The organism is Polyangiaceae bacterium, from assembly GCA_020633205.1.
In the GTDB taxonomy this organism is placed as follows: domain Bacteria; phylum Myxococcota_A; class Polyangia; order Polyangiales; family Polyangiaceae; genus JAHBVY01.
On the sequence record JACKEB010000010.1, the window covers coordinates 64,566 to 84,566 of the forward strand.

The 20,001-nt window shown below is 66.3% G+C and carries 15 protein-coding genes; 14 read left to right on the forward strand and 1 reads right to left on the reverse strand.

What is annotated here, in order from left to right; all coding sequences use genetic code 11:
• Positions 1–2: 2 nt before the first annotated feature.
• The 9 genes from H6718_00430 to H6718_00470 all read left to right on the forward strand — a co-directional run bounded on the left by H6718_00430 (position 3) and on the right by H6718_00470 (position 12,602).
• The gene (locus H6718_00430; GenBank protein MCB9583828.1) at positions 3–1,121 is read left to right on the forward strand and encodes an ABC transporter ATP-binding protein; all 1,119 of its coding nucleotides are present in this window, start codon (positions 3–5) and stop codon (positions 1,119–1,121) included.
• Positions 1,118–2,965: an ABC transporter permease gene (locus H6718_00435; protein ID MCB9583829.1), complete on the forward strand. Its 1,848-nt coding sequence runs from the start codon at positions 1,118–1,120 to the stop codon at positions 2,963–2,965. The genes H6718_00430 and H6718_00435 overlap by 4 nt, the downstream gene beginning before the upstream one ends.
• Positions 2,962–3,861, forward strand: a complete 900-nt coding sequence (locus tag H6718_00440; protein MCB9583830.1) for a DUF58 domain-containing protein — start codon at positions 2,962–2,964, stop codon at positions 3,859–3,861. The genes H6718_00435 and H6718_00440 overlap by 4 nt, the downstream gene beginning before the upstream one ends.
• Positions 3,861–4,526 (forward strand): DUF1415 family protein, encoded by a 666-nt coding sequence (locus tag H6718_00445; protein ID MCB9583831.1) that lies wholly within the window; start codon positions 3,861–3,863, stop codon positions 4,524–4,526. Before H6718_00440 ends, H6718_00445 begins: the two co-directional genes overlap by 1 nt.
• Positions 4,517–6,484 carry a BatA domain-containing protein gene (locus H6718_00450; GenBank protein MCB9583832.1) on the forward strand — a complete coding sequence of 656 codons (1,968 nt, stop codon included), beginning with the start codon at positions 4,517–4,519 and terminating at the stop codon, positions 6,482–6,484. The genes H6718_00445 and H6718_00450 overlap by 10 nt, the downstream gene beginning before the upstream one ends.
• A gap of 149 nt (positions 6,485–6,633) precedes the next feature.
• Positions 6,634–9,687: a VWA domain-containing protein gene (locus H6718_00455; GenBank protein ID MCB9583833.1), complete on the forward strand. Its 3,054-nt coding sequence runs from the start codon at positions 6,634–6,636 to the stop codon at positions 9,685–9,687.
• Positions 9,688–9,742: 55 nt separating this feature from the next.
• Positions 9,743–10,450, forward strand: a complete 708-nt coding sequence (locus tag H6718_00460) for a DNRLRE domain-containing protein (GenBank protein MCB9583834.1) — start codon at positions 9,743–9,745, stop codon at positions 10,448–10,450.
• The gene (locus H6718_00465; protein MCB9583835.1) at positions 10,447–11,457 is read left to right on the forward strand and encodes an ABC transporter ATP-binding protein; all 1,011 of its coding nucleotides are present in this window, start codon (positions 10,447–10,449) and stop codon (positions 11,455–11,457) included. The genes H6718_00460 and H6718_00465 overlap by 4 nt, the downstream gene beginning before the upstream one ends.
• Complete coding sequence (locus tag H6718_00470; GenBank protein MCB9583836.1) at positions 11,454–12,602, forward strand: dipeptide ABC transporter ATP-binding protein; 1,149 nt, start codon at positions 11,454–11,456, stop codon at positions 12,600–12,602. Before H6718_00465 ends, H6718_00470 begins: the two co-directional genes overlap by 4 nt.
• Before the next feature lie 59 nt (positions 12,603–12,661).
• On the opposite strand, the gene H6718_00475 is transcribed toward H6718_00470, so the two are convergent.
• Complete coding sequence (locus tag H6718_00475; protein MCB9583837.1) at positions 12,662–13,312, reverse strand: hypothetical protein; 651 nt, start codon at positions 13,310–13,312, stop codon at positions 12,662–12,664.
• Between the two features lie 306 nt (positions 13,313–13,618).
• Here H6718_00475 and H6718_00480 point away from each other — a divergent pair, with 306 nt between their 5' ends.
• Genes H6718_00480 through H6718_00500 form a run of 5 tightly spaced genes read left to right on the forward strand, consistent with a single transcriptional unit; the run spans position 13,619 to position 19,968 of the window.
• Complete coding sequence (locus H6718_00480) at positions 13,619–14,446, forward strand: transcriptional regulator (protein ID MCB9583838.1); 828 nt, start codon at positions 13,619–13,621, stop codon at positions 14,444–14,446.
• 1 nt (position 14,447) lies between these two features.
• Positions 14,448–16,082: a protein kinase gene (locus H6718_00485; protein MCB9583839.1), complete on the forward strand. Its 1,635-nt coding sequence runs from the start codon at positions 14,448–14,450 to the stop codon at positions 16,080–16,082.
• A gap of 3 nt (positions 16,083–16,085) precedes the next feature.
• A complete protein-coding gene (locus tag H6718_00490) occupies positions 16,086–17,135 on the forward strand; it encodes a PEGA domain-containing protein (GenBank protein MCB9583840.1) in 1,050 nt (349 codons plus the stop codon).
• Positions 17,132–18,610 (forward strand): SUMF1/EgtB/PvdO family nonheme iron enzyme, encoded by a 1,479-nt coding sequence (locus H6718_00495; GenBank protein ID MCB9583841.1) that lies wholly within the window; start codon positions 17,132–17,134, stop codon positions 18,608–18,610. Before H6718_00490 ends, H6718_00495 begins: the two co-directional genes overlap by 4 nt.
• The gene (locus tag H6718_00500; GenBank protein MCB9583842.1) at positions 18,607–19,968 is read left to right on the forward strand and encodes a formylglycine-generating enzyme family protein; all 1,362 of its coding nucleotides are present in this window, start codon (positions 18,607–18,609) and stop codon (positions 19,966–19,968) included. The genes H6718_00495 and H6718_00500 overlap by 4 nt, the downstream gene beginning before the upstream one ends.
• Positions 19,969–20,001: the final 33 nt, after the last annotated feature.

Consider the following 20,001-nt stretch of genomic DNA (forward strand, 5'->3'; position numbering starts at 1 on the left):
GCATGCCGGAACTGGCTGCTGAACAGCACGAGGACTCGGGCTCTGCGCTGATCGCGCCTCCGGCGATCCGCGTGCGTCACCTGTGGCACCGCTACGGCAACTTCGACGTCTTGCGTGATGTCAGCTTCGAGGTTGGGCACGGCGAAATTTTCGGCTTCATCGGTCCGAACGGCGCTGGCAAGACGACGACCATCAGCATCATGGCGACGCTGCTCGAGCCGATGGCTGGCCGCGTCGAAATCGACGGCATTGATGTCGCGATCGACCCGGACGAGGTGCGCAAAATCATCGGCTACATGCCGGATCATGCGGGTGTCTACGATCGCATCAGCGTGCGGGAGTACTTGGAGTTCTTCGCGGATTCTTTCCGCGTGGAGAATATCGACGTCGTCGACGCGGTGATTGAGCTCACCGACCTGGGCAACCTGCAGACGCGCCTGGTGTCTGCACTCTCCAAGGGCATGAAGCAGCGCCTCCAGCTGGCGCGCATCCTGCTGCACGACCCAAAGGTGCTGATCTTAGACGAACCGGCCAGCGACCTCGACCCCAGAGCGCGCATCGAAATTCGCGATCTACTCCTCGAGCTACGTGAGCTCGGCAAGACGGTGTTCTTGTCCAGCCACATCCTCACGGAGCTGTCCGATGTTTGCACTTCCGTAGGGATCTTGGAAAAGGGTCAGCTGGTGATCGCGGGCCCAATCGGTGAGATCGCCGAGCGCCTCGAGGCGCGCAGCCGCGCAGCGGCAATTGGGCACGCGGTAGTCGACGCGGACCCGAGCGGCGTCGCGGCTGCGACCGCGGCTGCCGTTGCGGCCAAGGCCGAGCGGCGCACGACCCAGGGTGGAGCGACGGTCCCAGGCACCGCAACCAAACGCCTCAAGCTGCGCGTCCTTGGCGACGCTCGCCAGGTGATCCCGCTAGTCGAAGGCGGGGGTGGAGTCGTTGGTGTGGAGGCCACCAGTGGGGGCCAAGTCGTCATTTCCCACACCGGTGGCGACCGCTTCGTCGCCGACGTGGTGCGCCACCTGGTCGGACACGGCATCCTCCTGGTGGGTGTGGAGCCGGAGCGCAACGAGCTCGAGCGAATCTTCCTCGAGTATACCCGAGGAGATCTCCAGTGAGCGCGCAGACAGGCGAGGTCGCGGAGCCGGCGCCCCCGCCGACGTCCACGCGCTTCGAACGCGCGAAACACCAAGCGCGTCGCGTGCGCTACGAGCCGAACCCGGTGTGGATGCGCGAGATGCGCCAAGCGGCGCGGCTCAGCCGCACGCCGTTGATCCTCGCCAGCCTCACCGCGGTGATCGCCCTGTTGATTTGCTCCATCGGCGGCGTTGCCAGCGTCAGTACCGAGCCCGCAAAGGTGGGCTCAGTGCTGTTTCATACGTACTTTTCCCTCGCCTTTGCGGTGGTCACCTGGGTGGGACCGGCGGTTGCTGCGAGCACCATCGCCAGCGAGCGCAGTGGCCGCACCTGGCATGCGCTGCTGCTCACAGGGCTTGGTGCGGAGACGATTACGCGCGGAAAGTTCCTCGCGGCGCTCTCTTACATCTCGATGTACGTGGTGATGCTCGCGCCCGTGGGCGTCCTGCCGTTCCTGTTCGGAGGCGTTACAGCGACGGAGGTCTTGGCGGCCTTTGCGCTGCTGTTTTGGATCGCGGTGCTCTCAGTTGCGTTTGGGCTGAGCCTGTCGTCACGCTTCAACAGCTCGGCGGCGGCCATCCTGGTGACGCTGATCATTTCGTTTCCGCTGTCCATCCTGGCGTACGTATTCGGTGGGCCCGTGCTGTCCAACGGCGTGCACGACCTCTGGCCGGGAGTCCCCGATGGCCCTCCGGTTTGGCTTCCCACGGCTTATGTGCGCGCGGACTTCGGGTTCGCCTACGTTGCGTTCCTGATCCTCATCCCGATTGCGCTAGTCGCACTGCCGGCTTGGTTCCTCTACGAGAGCACCGTCGCCAACATGGCCGGGCCGAGCGAGGACCGATCGTCGGGGCTGCGGCGCTGGTTCTTGGTCGCGGGCCCCGGAGCGGCGGTGGCCAGCTGGGTGGCGGTGTTCGCCGTCGACAAGAATGACCAAGGCCCCGCAGCGCTGGTCTGCGTTGGGCTGCAGCTCATCTTTTATTTCCTCGTGGCAATGGTGTTCGCTGGTGAGCCTCTCGGCCCTTCGCGCCGCGTGCGCGTGCACTGGGAACGCCAAGGCGTGAGCAAGCTCAAACGCTACCTCGGCCCAGGGATCATGCAGGCGTCGTCGCTACTCATGACCTTTGGCGTGGGCAGCATGGTGCTCACGTGCCTTGCTGGCCTGCTCGGAGAGATGCTGTGGAGCACCTCGCGCTTCGACGAGAAGGTGACCTCCCTCTTCGTCTTCACCGGCTACGCCGTGTGTTTCTTCGTCTTCACGGTGGGGTTCATCTCCTGGATGCGCTCACGCTCGACTGGCAGCGCCAACCCACGTGTCCTCACGCTGGTCGCGGTGCTGGTGGCCATGGTGGGCCCATGGATCGTGATGGCGATCGGTGGCGCGCTGTCTGACCCCGACAGCGCGTTGATCCTCGCAGCGCCCTCACCGACCTACGCGTTCGTGATGATCGAACAGATCTTCCGCTCTGGCAGCGATCTCGAGAGCTACCTCGCTGCCGGGATCGCCTGCTCCGCGGGCTGGGCCGTACTCGGGCTAGCGCTGTTCACCGCCGCTGGCATTCGCACCAAGAAGGCCATCCGCGAACACGACGAAGCGCAAGCTCGACTGGAAGCCGTACTCGAAGAGGAGGATCGCGCCCTCGCAGCGGCCGAAGCCGAACCGCAAGGCGCCGAGCCGCCGGAGCCGGCGCCGGAGTCCGACTTCTCCCCCGGACCGATGAGCCAGCCACCGCCGGCGAGCACCGGGCCGTCGACGCAGCGACTACCGGAGACGGACGCCGCTGACCCGCAAGGCCCCGTAGACGACGAACCGCGAGGCACATGAGTGCGGCACCGGATCTCCTCACCCCCGAATTCATCGCCGAGTTAGAAGCACTCCGGCGGCGATTGGAGATCCGTGCGCGCTCTGGCGCAAGCGGCGAGCGCGTGTCCAGGCGCCGCGGCGGCTCTGCCGAGTTCGAGGAACACCGCCCGTATGCTCCGGGCGACGACTTGCGCCGCATCGACTGGCTGGCCTACGCGCGCACCGGCGAGCCAGTCATCAAACAGTTCCGCGCGGAAGAAGACGTGATCCTGCGCATGCTGGTTGATGGTTCCGCCAGCCTTGGCTTTGGTGAGCCGAGCAAGCTGGAGGTGGCGCGACGCTTGTGCGCGGCTCTCGGTTACTTGGCGCTGGCGGGCTCCCAGCGCGCCCAAGTGCTGGTCGCAGGCGGCCAAGAGGGGCGCGGCCCAGGGCTAAACCAGGTGGGCCCCCCGAAGCGGGGCCGGAGCGCCCTAGCCGGGCTGTTGCGCGAGCTGTCCCGGGTGGAGGCCACCGGCACTGTGGACCTGACCCGCAGCATCGAGCAGACCTTACTCACCAGCCGACGGCCGGGCCTCTTGGTGGTGGTTAGCGACTTCTATGATGCGGGTCCGGTGCTCCAGGCGCTCGGACGCGCGCGAGCTCAAGGCCACGATGTGTGCCTGCTCCAGGTGCTCAGTCGGGAGGAGCTCGAACCGAACCTCGAAGGCGACTACAGCTTCGTCGACGCGGAGTCTGGCCAGACCGTGGAGCTGACGCTCGATGCGACTGCGGTCGACGCTTACATCGCGCGTCTCACCGGGCTGATCGAGGAGCTCCGCGGCTGGGCCAGGCGTCACGCTGGCACCTATCTCCGCGCGGTAACAGACGAGCCGCTAGAGGCGGTGGTTCGTCGCTTTGTGACTCGGGAGAGCGACTGATGTCGAAGCTCGAATCCGAAGCTCTGCGCGTCTACCGACGCTACCAGCGGGAGGTGGTCGAAGCCCTGAACCTGTGCCCTTGGGCTGAAAAGGCCCGCTTGGACGGCCACGTCACCGAGCGGGTGCTGCTACAGCGCACGGGGGATCTCGCGCCGAGCCTCGCGGCAATCGCCGAACTGGAGGCGGACCCGGAGATCGATATCGCGCTCCTGATCTACCCTCAGCTGCCGCTTGACCTACGAGACTTCGAAGCCTTCGTCGCAGAGCTGAGAGAGGCGGACGAAACCGCGTGGCCCCTGGGTGGTGTGCCGTTCGCCGCGGCGGCCTTTCATCCGCGCGCCGCGCGCAAGAGCGACGCGCCGGAGCGCTTGATCCCGTACATCCGCCGCTCGCCGGATCCCACGATTCAGTTGGTGAGGCGCAGCGTGCTCGACCGCATGCGCCAAGGTCCTGCAGAGGGTACGCACTTCATTGACCTGAGCAACTTCTCCCTGGAGGACCTGCCTCGCCCCGGTCAGCGACCGCTGCGAGAGCGCATCGCGAAGAGCAACGCAGAAACGCTGAAGAACCTGACCTTCGAGCGCTTCGACGCGTTGATCGCGGCGATCTTGCACGACCGCGACGAGGCCTACGGCGCGCTCGGGGAGGACACCCGGTGGAGCTGAGGAGCCCGTGGGGCTTGGCGCTGGCGGGTCTCGTGATCCCGCTGATCGCCCTGTATATCCTCAAGGTAAAGCGCCAGCGGCTCGCGGTACCGAGCACTTGGCTGTGGAGTGAGGCGCAACGGGACCTCTTGGCGCGCAGCCCGTTCAAGCGCCTGGTCACCCAAGTGCCGCTCATTCTGCAGCTCCTCGCGCTCTTGCTGCTGGCTCTGGCGCTTGCAACCCCGGCCACTCGCGGCGGCGCCATCGCGGGCGATCACGTCGCGATCGTGATCGACACCAGCGCGTCCATGGGCGCAAAGAGCGGCGACTCGACGCGCATGGCCGAAGCGCGCAAGGCTGCCATCCAGACTGTACGGGCGCTTGGCCCCGGTGCGGACGCCGTGGTGATCGAAGCCGGAGCCGAGGCGAAGGTCGCCTCCCCACTCGACCGCGACAAACGCCGCCTCGAAGCCGCGATCGAGAAGCTCGAGGTGCGGGAAGTTCAGGGGAAGCTCTCAGACGCGCTTGCGCTGGCTACGGACCGCCTACGCTCGCTGAAGGGCGACAAGCGAATCGTGCTGGTGACCGACGCGGCACTTGCCGATGCCCAAGGCCTGAGCAGCGCGGCGTTGCCTCTCGACGTGGTCAAGGTGGGAGTGCCCATCGACAACACCGGCATCACGCGGGTAGACGTCCGCCTGGGTGTCGACCCGACTACCAAGCGCGACCAGGTCCAGGCGTTCGCCATCGTGAACCACTTCGGCGCTGCGCCTCGCGACGTTTTCGTTACCCTACGGCAACGCAACGTCAAGGAACCGCTCGCCTCGCGCAAGCTGCGGATGGAGCCCGGAGAGAGCACGCCTGTCGTGCTGACCTTCGAGCCGACTGCGGGCGACCGGGGCACCGGTCTAGAGCTCGAAATCAGCCCGGGGGATGCGCTGCCAGTCGACGACCGTGCCTATGGGCGCGTGCCTGGGAGCCGCAAGTTGCCTGTGGTCCTGGTGCCGAAGGAGGCTAACCCGTGGGTGAAGCGGGCGCTGGAGGCGGATCCGGATGTGGAGCTGCTTGGCACCAGTCCCAGCTCCCTCGCCAGCGCAGAGATCCCACCGGATTCGTTGGTCGTAGTCGATGGGAGTTGCCCCACGGAACTACCAGCGGGTGACTTGCTGGTCCTGAACCCGCCAGCTGGGCCTTGTCATCGGGTGGTGGTAGGAGACGAGATCGAGGAACCGCTCATCACGTCCTGGAACGAGGGCGATCCGCGGCTGCGCTTCCTGACCCTCGACAGCGTGAGTATCGCGAAGGCTCGCAAGCTCGAGCTCGAAGGCGACCGAGACTCGCTAGTGCGCAGCCGAGAAGGCACGCTGATCAGCGATCTGCCGCTCCCTGGGCGAAACGGAACCTTGATCGGTTTCGACGTCGGCGAGAGCAACTGGCCCCTGAAGGCGAGCTTCGTGCTCTTCATGCGCAACCTCGTGGAACAAGCGCGAGCTGGACGCGCCCGCGGAGTGACTGGCGCAACGCCGACCGGCTCGCCACTCCGTCTCCGCGTGCCTCCCAGCGTGCCGGAGGTCGCGGTGATCCCGCCGGCCGGTGACGAGTTCAAGGTCCAGACCAAGTCGGGTCTCGCCGTGATCCCGGAGGTGTCCCACGCAGGCTTCTACCATGCGTCGTGGACCCAAGGCCGCCCCGGCAGCGTGCTCGCTGTAGCGAACCTCACTAGCCGCGCGGAAAGCGACACGCGCGAAAAGGAGCTGCCGAAGCTCGCTGGCGGGGGCGAGTTGAAGGGCACCGAACAGGCCACCGAAGCGTTCACGACCTGGACGTGGCTGCTCGCGCTGTTGGCCCTCGGATTCTTGGCTTTCGATGCCTGGTGGCTGACCCGCAAGCCCAAAGCGCGCGCACCAGTGGCGCCCAAGGCGCCCGACCGTAAGGATCTCGGACGTCAGCTGAAGCCGCAGCGTGGAGGGACCAGCTGATGCGTCCAGCGTTGATGCAGTACCTACCCGTGGCGGCGCTGGTCGTGGGCAGCGTGCTCGGGATTGCGTGGCTGTGGTTCGCCGTCAGGCGTCGCGGTCTCGCGAAGCGCCCGTTGCTGCTTGGTCTTCAGCTGCTTGGCCTCCTCCCGATGTTGTACGTCGGGCTGGTTTGGGCCGGGCTCTTGCCCGAGCGGTACGTGCGCTTCGAGCGGCCGGGTCTGAGCGTCGTCGCGGCGCTTGCGGTGAGCTTCATCGCAGTGAGACTGCTGAGCTTGAGCGGTCGCCAGCACGCCGTGAGGCGCGGGCTCACTGAGCTGTTGATTGGTGTGTCGGCGCTGACCGCGTGCTTGGCCGCCATGGGGGTCGAGTTCGGCAAGCCCCTCGACCGCCTGGCAGTGCTCGTCGTTGTCGACAAGAGCCGCAGCATCGACCTCGTGCCCGACGCGGCGACGCGTATCCGCGCGGAGTTACAGGTGGCGGAAGTTGGCATGCGCCCGGACGACCGCATCGGCGTCCTGGCCTTCGCATCGACCGCTGCCATCGAGGACCCCCTGCGTCCCAAGACGCGCCTACCCGCGCCTCAGGAGGTGCAGCTCGGTAGAGACGGAACCGACATCGGCGCCGCCATCCGACGCGCCCTGGCTGAGGTCCCAGCTGACGCCGCGGCGCGAATCGTGGTGTTGAGCGATGGGGTGGCGACTCGCGGGGACGCGATGGACGCGGCCGCAGCGGCCGTGGCCGCGGAGATCCCAGTGGACGTGGTGCCGCTCGAGCAACGGGTGGTGCCTGATGTGCGGGTGGTAGCCGTGCGCACGGCCTCCCGCGCGAGCGAGGGCGAGCCCCTGAGCCTGCGCGTCGTCACCCAAGCTACTCAAGACTCGGAACTCAAACTCGATATCTACAAAGACGGCAAGCTGGTGCGCAGCGGCAGTGTGTCCGTGAAGCAGGGCGAAGACGTCTTGCAACTGCGCGAAGAGGCTCCTGGTCCTGGGCTCCACCGCTTCGATGTCAAGGTCAGCGCGAAGGATCCAAAGCACGACGAGGCAGCGGAGGACAACTCCGGCTCAGCGTTCGTCCGCGTGCGGGGCCCCGCCGCGGCGCTGATTCTCGAGGGAGATCCCGGCAAAGCCGAGCCGCTCGCTCGAGCTCTGCGCAATGCCGCATTCCGCGTGGATATCGTTGGCACAACGAGCACGCCCGCTGACATCTCTGGGCTCGCCGCCTACGACGTGGTCGTGCTCAGCGACATCCCGGCTCACGATCTCTCCCAGCTGCAGCTGGACGCCCTCGGCAGCTACGTGCGCGATCTGGGCGGCGGACTGCTCTTGATGGGCGGTGATCGCAGCCTCGGCCCCGGTGGCTACGGCAAGACGCCGGTCGAGGAAGTCAGCCCCGTCTCCTTCGACTTAAAGCAGGAGCGCAAGCGCGCCACCCTCGCCGAGGTGATCATCATCGACTACTCGGGTTCGATGGCGATGAGCGTGGGTAGCCACACCAAGCTCCAGCTGGCCAACGAAGCGGCTGCGCGCTCCGCCGAGCTCCTCGGTGGCGGTGATCGCCTGGGGGTAATGCACGTGGACACCGCGGTCTCCTGGACGGTGCCGATCGGTCCCGTGATCGACAAGAAGGCAATCACCAAGAAGATCCGCGACGTCGGTCCTGGTGGCGGCGGCATCTACATCGACCTGAGCCTGAAGGAAGCCTACAAAGAAATCCGCAAGGAAAAAGTTGCGCTCAAGCACGTGCTGCTGTTCTCCGACGGCGGAGACGCAGAAGAAAAAAGCGACGCCTTCACCCTGGTGAGCGGAGCGAAGGCCGCAGGCATCACGACCAGCGTGGTCGCTCTGGGGCGCGGTGGGGACGTGACGGCTCTCGAGCACATGAGCAAGCTTGGCGACGGCCGCTTCTATCTGATTGAAGACGCAGCGCGCCTGCCGGCGGTATTCGCTCAGGAGACGATTCTAGCGGCGCGCTCGGCAATCAACGAGACGACCTTCACCCCCGGGCTCCGCCTGATGGCGCCGCCGACGCGTGGTGTCGACTTCAAGAGCATGCCGAGTCTCGACGGCTATGTCGTCACCATCCCCAAAGGGCGCGCTCAGGTGCTGCTAGACGGGCCGGAGGGTGATCCAGTCATGGCCACCTGGTCGGTCGGCGTTGGACGCAGCGCCGTGTTCACCAGCGACTACAAGGATCGCTGGGGCTCATCCTGGACGAACTGGGACGGCGCTCAGAAGCTCTTCGCTCAGCTCGCTCGCGACATCACACGCGCCGGTGACGATCCCCGAGTGCGGCTCGAAGCAGACGCCGGAGGCGGCGAGTTGCACCTGCGGGCCACGGTGGTCGACGACGATGGACGCACCGAGAGCTTTCGCCGGCTGAAGGTGCGCGTCGCCGGTCCCGAGGGCTTCGGCAAAGAAGTCGCGCTCGAGGCGACCGGAGCGGGTGCCTACGCCGCGAGCGTGCCACTCGACACACCGGGCGCTTACATCGCGACCGCCGTGGATGAGCTGAGCGGTGATCCGGTGGGGACCACGGGTGCCGTACTCACCCACGGAGAAGAGCTCCGACCCACGGGAAGCGATCGCGCCCTGCTTTCTCGCATTGCGGACATGAGCGGCGGCAAGACCCGCGACACCTTGGCGGGGATCTTCAATGACCGGGTCTCCAGACGTTTCGCCTATCGTTCGATCGACAACATCTTGATCCTGATCGCGGCGTTGACGCTACTGACGGGTGTGGGGGCGCGTCGTGTGGCCCTGCCAGAGTGGCTGGCGGGTCTGCCAGCGCGCCTAAGGCGCCGTCGCCGGGAGCGCGAGCAGGCAAGCCGCACGGAAACAACAGAAGACGGCAAGCCAACCCTTGGCGCGCTGCTCAGTCGCAAGGCCCAGAGCGAAGGGCGCACCCGCTCTCGGGAGGACGCGGCAGCAGCGCCAGCCTCCCCGGCGGCTGTACGGCCCAGCGCAACAACGCGCCCCGCGGCAGCGCGACCACCACCGGCTGCCCGTCCACCACCGGTGGCGGGTCGTCCAACGACGCAGGCCGCTTCGGGAGCGAAGGACGACCCGCCAGCGAGCGTTCCGAGCTTCTCTCGGCCTTCCAGCGGGTCACAGGCGTCGAGCACCTCGAAAGCAGGGTCAGCACCTGCGCGCCCACTCACCGCAGCAGAAATCCTGCTTCAGCGACGCAAAGGCAGGCGCTGATACGGCTCTTGAAGGGCTCGGCCACAACGCGCAAGGTCTGGTATACGGTTCACGCGTGCAGGTCTCGGCCACACATCGCGCGGTTCTCTTGGCGTCGCTGCTGTTTTCGGCGGTGCTCACGCCGAGCTGCGCCTCCGGACCAAAGCCCTGCGTCAGTCCAGGGAGCTGCGGCACGGGTTACGAGTGCCTCGCCAACACCTGTGTGCGCCAAGGGGGCGAGCCCGTTGCACCCCGCACGGAGCGCGTCGCCCTCGAGCCGACGCGCTGGCAAGTGCTGAGCCCCGACACCACACACACCACCTCGCCTGCGGCGGTCCACTTTGGCGGTCCCGCGCAAGACGTGCTGCTGCTCGACTTCGAGCTTCCGGCACTGGACGCATCGCGGGTGACCCGTGCGTTCCTGGTCGTATCCCCGCTTCCCGATGCAGCCCAGGGTTCGACAGACGCGAGTGTTTCCGCGTGGCGCATAGTCGAGGACTGGAGCGACACCGTGAACTACGTGCATCAGCCACGCGCAGATCGACCGTCAGCTGAGGGCATCGCGCGCTCGCCGTTGCCCCTTCGGATCGATGTCACCGACTTGGTGCGGCGCTGGCTCGAAAACAGCGGCACCACCCACGGGATCGCGCTGAAGAGCAGCTCGGGCGCGGGCCAGCCTCAGGTGTATGCCACCGGCCTCGGGCCTGGCAAGGCCCCGCTCTTGGAGGTCTACTTCGAAAGCCCCGACCGCGCGGAGAAACACGACTCAGGGGGCGGCTCGTGAGCGACGCCTTGCTCAGCGTGAAGCACCTCCGCACCTCGTTCCCTACGGAAACTGGCAAGGTGTTTGCGGTGGACGATGTCTCCTTCGAAGTGGGGGAGGCCGAGACGCTTGCCATCGTTGGCGAGAGCGGCTGCGGAAAGAGCATGACCGCCTTCAGCGTGCTGCGACTGGTTCCCCACCCTGGTCAAGTCGAGAGCGGCGAGCTGATGTTCCAGGGGCAGGACCTTGCTCGGCTCAGCGAGAAGGACATGCGCAGCGTGCGCGGCGCACGCATCTCCATGATCTTTCAGGAGCCGATGACGTCGCTGAACCCGGTCTACAGCGTCGGTTCACAGATTGGCGAAGTGCTGCGACTGCATCGCAAGCTCTCACGTAAGCAAGCCAAGGCACGGGCCATCGAGCTGCTCAAGTTGGTCGGCATCCCCTCCCCCGAGTCTCGCGTCGACTCGTACCCGCATCAGCTTTCGGGAGGCATGCGTCAGCGCGTGATGATCGCGATGGCGCTGGCGTGCGAGCCGGCGTTGCTCTTGGCAGACGAACCGACGACAGCCCTGGACGTGACGATTCAGGCCCAGATCTTGGACCTGCTGCGGCGCTTGCAGGGTGAGCTTGGGATGAGCATCGTGTTCATCACTCACGACCTGGGAGTCGTCGCAGAGTTCGCGAATCGCGTCGTCGTGATGTACGCGGGACGCGTCGTGGAGCGCGCCACGGTGAGCGAACTGTTTCGCGCTCCGCAGCACCCATACACCCGCGGGTTGCTGGCCAGTGTGCCTCCGATGGGGGGAGAACGGCCGCCCCGGTTGAACACCATCGAAGGCGTGGTCCCTAGCTTGACGGATCTGCCAAAGGGTTGTCGCTTTGCAGCCCGTTGCGCTCTAAAGAAGGCCGGTGGCGCTGAGTTCGCCCGCTGCGACGAGGAAGAACCTGAACTCGTGGATGTTTCCTCGGGGCACAGCAGCCGCTGCTTCTTCAATCCCGGTTTGGCAGAGGCACGCAAGCCATGAGTGACGACCGCGAGTCACCGGACCCCAGCGCGCCGCTCCACTCCGCGCCGGAAAATGAGCTACCGGAGCCCTCGAGCGTTTCACACGAGCCACCGCTCGAAGCTGACCAGCAAGAGCCCAGTGAGGAGCGCAGGACCGGCGAGGAGCGCAGGGAACCCGGCGGCAAGCGTAAGCCGCTGCTCCAAGCCGATCGCATCTCGAAGTACTTTCCGGTGAAGACCGGCCTCTTCGGTCGCACTCGCTTGTTGCGCGCAGTCGATCAAGTCTCGCTCTTCGTGCGCCACGGCGAGACTCTTGGTCTGGTTGGAGAGAGCGGTTGCGGCAAGAGCACCCTGGGGCGGTGTTTGCTGAAGTTGGTCGAGCCCACCAGCGGCCGCTTGAAGTTCGACGATCAAGACATCACTCACCTGAGCAACCGCCAGATGCGACCGCTGCGGCGACGCATGCAGATCGTCTTTCAGGACCCTTTCTCGTCTCTCAATCCCCGCATGACAGTGCGGGAGATCGTCGCGGAAGCACTGCAGATCCACCAGCTCGCGACCGATCGTCAAGACGAGCTCCGCCAAGTCAGCGAGTTGCTCGATAAGGTTGGGCTCAGGCGGGACGCGCTGGAGCGCTACCCCCATGAGTTCAGCGGGGGTCAACGTCAGCGTATCGGCATCGCACGCGCACTTGCGGTGCGGCCGGACTTCATCGTGTGCGACGAGCCCATCAGCGCGCTCGACGTTTCGATTCAGGCGCAGATCGTCAACCTGCTCCTGGATCTTCAGCAAGAGCTCAAGCTGAGCTACCTGTTCATCTCTCACGATCTGAAGATCGTCGAGTACGTGAGTCACCGCGTCGCGGTGATGTACCTGGGACGGGTGGTGGAGCTCGCGCCTGCCGCTTCGCTCTACGCGCGGAGACACCATCCCTATACGCGGGCGCTGCTCAGCGCCGTCCCCGTCGCAGATCCCGAGCGCAAGCGGCTGAGAATTCTCGTCGAAGGGGACGTACCAAGCCCCCTCGATCCGCCGCCGGGCTGCAGTTTCCACCCGCGCTGTCCACGGGCAGAGAAAGGGAAGTGCGACGTCGACGTGCCTCCCTTGGTTGAGCTCGAAGGCGGCTCCCGGCACCGGGTCGCCTGCTGGCACCCCCACGAGTGATGCCTCGCTCCTGAGCCGGACGGGGCTGGTTCCATCAGGAACCAGCCGTTTCCGCGAGGTTAGTTGTCCTGGACGCAGTACGTGCCGGAGCCGTTGCTGACCTCCGCGCAGTCCCAAAAGCTCGGGCAGTCGGAGAAGCTGTCGCACGGCTTCGTGCAGTAGCCAACAACCGACCCTGCGCTGTCGAACAAGCAGAGGCGCGTGGAGCAGTCGTTGTCTTCCCGGCAGGAGTCCCCTACGTCGCCGCCGCCCTGACCGCTGCCGCCCTGACCGCTGCCGCCCTGACCGCTGCCGCCCTGACCGCTGCCTCCCTGACCGCTGCCGCCCTGGCCGCCGCCCCAGCCGTCTTCATCAGCGCAAGCATCCGTGCAGGTCACTGCTTCCGAGGCACAGCAGCCGTTGTCACAGTAGGTGGAGTTGATCACCGCGCCGCTGTTACAGAAGCAAGCGATGTTGGGACACCCATCGTCACACAGCACCTGGCACGTGTTTCCAGTGCCGCCCTGACCGCTGCCGCCCTGACCGCTGCCGCCCTGACCGCTGCCGCCCTGACCGCTGCCGCCCTGACCGCTGCCGCCCTGACCGCTGCCGCCGTTCCCGCCGGAGTTCCCACCCCCGCCCGAGTCGGAGCCGCAAGCGGTCAACGCCGCGGATAGACCAATAACTAGACAGCCCGAGGCCAAGAGCTTGATGGCCGAGAAATGATTCATCTTAAGTATCCCTGAGTGCTTGTTGGTTGATTCGCGATCGCGCCATCCCTGGGCTCGTCCCAGACAGCCATGGCTGCGCCGCCTCCCGCCGCTGTTTCACGCGGCCTCGTCAGGGGGATGAGCGCCGACGGGGGTTGTCGCATCGAAATCGATCTTTTCTTTGGGGCCGTCCTGCAGCGGTAGCGCGTGACTGAATTCCTCCGCGGAAAAACTCATGTACGGCAGGAGCAAGCCCGAGATCCGCTGTGACTGAAGCGGACTTGGGGTTTGCGGGGTTTGGGGGTGAGGGCTAGGCTCCGCGACCCAATGGAGGAGGAGCACATCCAACTGGCGCGGGCTGGACACCAAGCGTGGCCAGGCTTCGACGTGGCGGAGTCCGCCTTCGCCGCGCGGCTCAGCGAGCGCCAAGCATCCGCTGCACCCCTCCCCCAAGCGGAGCACGTGGGCGACGCCTTCTTGGCTTTCGCATGCGAACTGGGAGACGCCGCTGCGATCGCAGCCTTCGATCGCGAATACCTCTCGCGGGTGCCAGCGATGGTGGCGCGGGTCGAGAGCTCTCGTGCCCTCGCCGATGAAGTGCAACAGATCCTGCGAGCGCGGCTACTCGTGGGAGACGGCACCCCGAAGATCGCCGGCTACGCCGGCCGCGGCAGCCTGCTCGGCTGGCTGAAGGTCGCCGCCGTTCGCTGCACGTTGGAGCTGCTCCGCGCGCGCAAATCGGAGCAAAGCGAAGACGTGGAGTCTGAGACGGAGCGCGCGGCCGCGTTGGTCAGTCGGGACCCGGAGCTCGACTACCTACGCGAGAAGTACGCAATTGATTTCCGCCTGGCTTTCACTGAAGCGCTGGGTGCGCTCGACAAGCAGCAACGGACGGTCTTGTCGCTATACCTCGCGGATGGCCTCAACATCGCGAGTATCGGCGCGCTCTACTCGGTACACCGTGCCACCGTCGCGCGCTGGATTGCAGAAACTCGCGAGCACCTGTTCAGCGACACCCGCCGACGCCTGCATGAGCGATTGAATATCAGTGAGACCGAGTTTCAGAGCATCGTTCGCCTGGTTCAGAGTCAGCTGGACGTGAGCGTCCGGCGCCTGTTGCAAGAGGCAGCGCTGCGCGATGCGAGCGGGAGCTGACGTGGACTGTCTCAGCGAGGGCCGCATTCAAGGCATCGTAGAAGGCGGGCTCGATACCCACGAGCGCGAACGAGCGCGCGAGCATCTGGAAAACTGCGCCGATTGTCGCAATCTCGTGGGACACGCCGCCGCCGTGCTGGCATCGGGAGAAGCCGAAGATCGACCCTTGGAGCCGCTTGGCTCGGCGTTCGAACCTTTGGCGCCAGGGGCTCGGGTGGGCCGTTACGTGGTGGAGGAGCGCCTCGGTAGCGGCGCGATGGGCGTGGTGTACGCCGCAACGGACAGCCTACTCCAACGCTCCGTTGCGCTGAAGTTGCTCAGGCCGAGTGACGCAGGCGGAGAGCTAGAACGCGCGCGCCTCGAACGCGAGGCACGCGCCGCCAGCGCGGTGAAGCACCCTGGAGTCGTTGCAATCTTCGACGTGCTGGCAACGGACGACGGGCTATCGGTGCTCGTCATGGATCGCCTCGACGGCGTTTCCATGCGGCAGTACCTGAGAGACCACGGACCGCTCGACCCACTGGAGGTACGCGAGCTCTTCACACAGATCCTCGAAGCCTTGGCGGCAGCGCACCGCACAGGGATCGTGCACCGCGACCTCAAGCCGGAGAATGTCTTCCTCACCCAGGGCGCCGCCACCCAAGAAGCCGGCCCCCAGGGAAGCAGCACCGCCAGAGTGAAGCTGCTGGACTTCGGTGTCGCTAAGCTGCTGGCCACTGCATTCGCCGATAGCGCCGGTCTCACCAAGAGTGGGACGCTGGTCGGCACGCCCTATTACATGGCGCCGGAGCAGGCGTTTGGCGCTACCGACCTCGACCAACGCGCAGACCTATGGGCGGTAGGTGTGATGCTCTTCGAGGCGCTCGTCGGCGAGCGACCGCTCCGCGGTGAGAACGTCGGACAGGTCTTGCACCAGCTCGCGCACTTCGACTTCAGTGGTCCCCGCGCGCGACTCATCGAGGTCGCGCCGGTTTGGGAGCCACTCATCCGTCGCTTGATGATCGAGCGCGGGAGTCGGCTTCAAGACGCGAGTGAAGCCCTCGAGATCTTGCGCGGCATCAAGCTTCACGCGGGAGCGGCTAGCGCAGCCGCCGAGCGCGAACCTGAACAGCGACCGGACATCGCCACGATCGAGTCATCCGCTTCACCCCTCCCCCCCGAAAGAAAGCGGCCTTGGTGGGCGGTTCCGTTGGCCCTGGGCATCGGTGGACTCTTCACGCTGGGCTTTGCATCCCGCGGGGGGCCGAGCGTCGCCGCGCAAGCGAGCTCGCCAGCCGCCGTCGAATCCCCTGACACCAGTGGAGCTTCCCGAGCAGCGGGTCACTCCCTGGACAGGGTTCAACCGGAGCAGGATTCCATCCTTGCGGAAACGCGCGAAGCGGCACTAGCAAAAGCGCCCGAACCGGCGCTACCGAGCCCAGAAGCTTCGAAGCCCGAGCCGCCGCGCGTGAAACCCCAGCCCACCAATCCGTCCAGCGCGAGGCCCGTCAGCGCCCCGCTACCGGCGAAGGCACCCGCGCCTCGCAACACGGCACCCGACGTCACGCCTGCCTCGGCCACGCCCGCTGGCTCCGAGCCTCCCACGCCGGACGCAGCCGCGCACAAGCCACGCCTGCTGACCGAGCCACCGTTCTGACCCATGCGCTTTTCTCATCGCGTCTCTCAGGGAGTGACTCTGGGCCTGTGCAGCCTGTTGCTTTGGCTCCCCGCTGCGCCGGCTCTCGCTCAAACGGCCCCAGCGCCAACGCCCTCTGGAGCGGACTCTGCGGGCTCCGAGCGCGATCCGTCCGCAGCCAAGGCCCGGGAATCGTTCCTCGCTGGAGCAAAGCTCGCCGCGGATCTGCGCTGGAGAGAGGCACTCGAGCGCTTCGAAGCGTCGGCCAAGCTGCGGCCTCACCCAGGCACCACCTACAACATCGCGATCTGTCAGCGCGCCTTGGGTCAGTACACCCGCGCGCGCGTGAGCTTCGAACGCGTGCTGGAAGAGGCGAAGACCGAGGCCCTCGACCAGAGCTTGCTCGATGACACCCGCGCGATCCTCGCGGAACTACGCCGCGTGCTCGCTCGCGTCACGCTCACGCTAAAGCCCAAATCCGCGAAGCTCTCCATCGACGGCAGGCCGCTCAGGCGTGGCGAGAATGGAGGCTTCGTCGCGGGGCTCCGCGAACCCGGTCCGCCGGAGGCGCCCGGCAAGTCGTCATTGAAGATCACGCTGGATCCAGGGCCGCACCTGCTCTTGATCTCCCGCAAGGGTTACGCCGACTACGTCAAGCGACTGAATCTGAGGCCCGGTGGCAAGCTCGCGCTCGAACTGGAGCTGAGCAAGCTCCCAGCGAACCTCAAGGTGCAATCGAATCGCACGCGCGCCGCGGTGAGCATCGATGGCATCGATGTCGGTACCGCGCCGATCAGCCTGAGCCGACCCGCAGGCACGTATCGCGTGCAAGTGCAGGAGCAGGGCTTTCAGCCATACGTGACCGAAACGCGCCTGCGTTCCGGTGAACAGGTCACGCTGCGCGCGGTGCTGGATCCAGAGACAGTCGCCTTGAGCGAGCGCTGGTGGTTCTGGGCGGGGATCGGCGTGCTCGCGGTGGGGATCGGTGTCACCACCTACGCACTGACGCGCCCAGATCCCGAGCGCCCGCCGCTGAACGGCGGCAGCCTGGGCTGGACGGTCGAGGTTCCGTGAGGAATCAATACGGCTTGCTCGCGCTGACGCTCGTTGCTTGCAGCGACCCAGCGCCGCCCCCCCTCGCGGAGACGCTGCTCGAAGTAGACACCAACCTCGCGGTGCCGAGCCTCGTTCAACGCCTGCGCGTCGATCTGTACGCCGAGGACGGCACCTGGTTCGAGTCGCGAGACATCGCTCTCCCCGACCCCCGGGACTGGCCAGTCAGCTTCAGCGTGTACTCCGCCGACGAGAGCCAGCCTAGCGCCGTCTGGGTGAGGCTCCGCGCCTACCCCGAAGGCGGCGTGCGCAACTACGAGGGCGAACGCTTCCTCGATTGGGGTGACAAGCTGATCCCCCCGAGCGGCGACGGGGAGCCACGCCTTACCGTGGAGGGTCACGATCAAACCCCGAATGAGGAACCTTCGCCCCTGCTCAGCGTCGATCGCTTGTTGCTGCTCAGCCTCGAGCCAGGCACCACGGGACGTGTTCCCGTGCTCTTGGACGGCGCCTGCGCGGGAACGATGGTCAGGTTCTCGAACTCTGCTCCTAAGCCGATCCTCGGGGAAGCGCTGAGCTGCAGCAATGTGGCCGGGACGCGTGAGCCGGTCGAGAGCGAGCTCGCACACGGCGGGAGCGCCAGCCAGGGCTCTCAAGTTGGGCACTTCGCCGAAGAGGCATGCCCGGCTCCCCGATCTGGAGCCAGCACCGTGTGCGTTCCGGGAGGGGCGACCGTCCTTGGCACCCAAGATCTGTTCTTGGTCCCCGATTTGCCCCCAACGCCCGAGCGCCTGGTCGCCCTCAAGCGATTCTGGCTGGATCGAGACGAGGTCAGCGTCGGTCGCTACCGAACAGCGCTCGCTCAAGGCTTCGTTCCTCCCGTATCGCCAAACCTCAACGACGGCCCCCTGGGCGATACGGTCAGCACCAGCTGCACCTTCAGCAGTACCGACCTGGGGCGCGAAGATTACGCCCTTTCGTGCATCGACTGGCGCACCGCCCGCGCCCTCTGCCAGTTCTGGGGTGGCGACCTACCGACGGAAGCCCAGTGGGAGTACGCGGCCTCCCGAGGCACGAGCCGCGGTTCACGTTATCCGTGGGGCAATAGCGATCCGACCTGTGAGAGCGCGGTGTACGGCCGGACGACCCTCGCGGGGCAGCCCGGCGTATGTGAGGCTACGGCTGGCGCTGGACCTCGGCCCATCAGCGAAGGGCCAGGTGATGTCTCCCCGGACGGAGTACACGGGCTGGCAGGCGGCGTCGGCGAGTGGTGCCGCGACGACTACCAACGCTATGACGGAGCTTGTTGGGGCGCTTCGCCCAATCTGAACCCGGGGTGCCTGCGAGACGACGCACGCACAAGAAGCGTCCGGGGCGGCTCGTGGGTTGCGCCCACCCCGGTGATGCGCACCCAGGCGCGAGCTGGCGCGCCAGCCCAGAATCGAGTCGCCTTCATCGGACTGCGCTGCGCCTACGACGCGGAGCCTGGCTCATGAGACCAGCCTTTTGGCCACGCGTCGGGGCTCTCGGGTGCCTCGTGTGGTGTCTCTCCGGCTGCGGCGAAGAGAGCCTCCCGCCTCGTGGGCAAGCCGTGCTCTACGTCAACACCGACGCGCCGCTACCGAACGCGGCAGGAGATGAAGCCAGCGAGCTGATTCCGCTTTTCGATCGCTTGATGCTGGAGGTGTTTCCGCCAGGATCTGACTCTAGCTGCCAGGGCTGCACGCGAGAGCTCGCTGCAAGCACCGAGGTATTCCAGCAAGGAGTCTCGTTTGGGCTGGTGGGGGAACCCGGCACGCGGGTCCGGGCGCGGCTCTTCAAGAGCACCTTCTTGCTCGGAGACGAGCCGCGGCCCGAGTCGACACTTGAAGCGGTCACTCGGCTGCCAAAGATCTCCGAGGGCTCGGTCCAGGAGCTGCACGTCGACCTATTGGTCGACTCCCTGGGCACGCCACTTGGCAGCTTGAGCAATCCTCACCCCGCGGAGCCGGGGCGCGGCGCACCCGAGCAGGTGGGCAGCTGGTGGGGCGCCCGCAGATTGAATTGCCCGACGGAACCAGGCGAGGACGAAGTCTGCGTCCCTGGCGGTGCGTTCTGGATGGGGGATCCAAGGCTCGACTTCAGCGGCTCACCGGAGCACGACGGCAGTCTCGAGCGACTCGTCGTGGCCTCGCCGTTCTTCGTGGAAAAGCACGAGCTGACGGTGGCGGCGTTTCGCGCTTCCGGCCTCGAACGCAGACGTTTGCCGACGTTTCCCGTGGATGATCCCCATGAACAGAACACCGGGATCCCGGGCTGCACCTACACGCCAGAACCCAGTGAGACGGATCAGCTGAGCGTCAACTGCATCACCTGGAGCCTGGCGGACGAGTACTGCAGATCCGTGGGGAAATCCCTGCCGAGCGAGGCGCAGCTCGAGTATCTGCTTTCCGGCTTGGGACGAGGCAGCTTCGTGTGGGGCAACACACCCCCAAGCTGTGAGGACGCGGTGTTCGAGCGCAGCCTCGGCGGCGACTGCTACGACCTCGGGGCAGGCGTTCAGGCCGCTGGCAGCGGGCTTCGTGATCGCTTGGTGCTGCAATCGGGGGAGCTGCTCGACATCGCAGGCAACGTCTCCGAGTGGGCCCGCGACGAGTGGGATCCAGAGAATGGCAGCTGCTGGGGAACGGGGCTGTTCGTCGATCCGCTGTGCGTGAAAGGTGAACCGGACCCGGAGCTTGCGACCCACAGCTACCGCGGCGGCCATTTCGGCGACGTGGTGAACGGCTTGCGAAGCGCCGTCCGCGGGTCGATCACCAACGCGCAGTTCGCTGCAGCGCCGGAAATCGGCGTGCGCTGCGCCCGCACACCTTGATGCTCAAGCTTCTCGGAGGTGAGCCGTAGATCA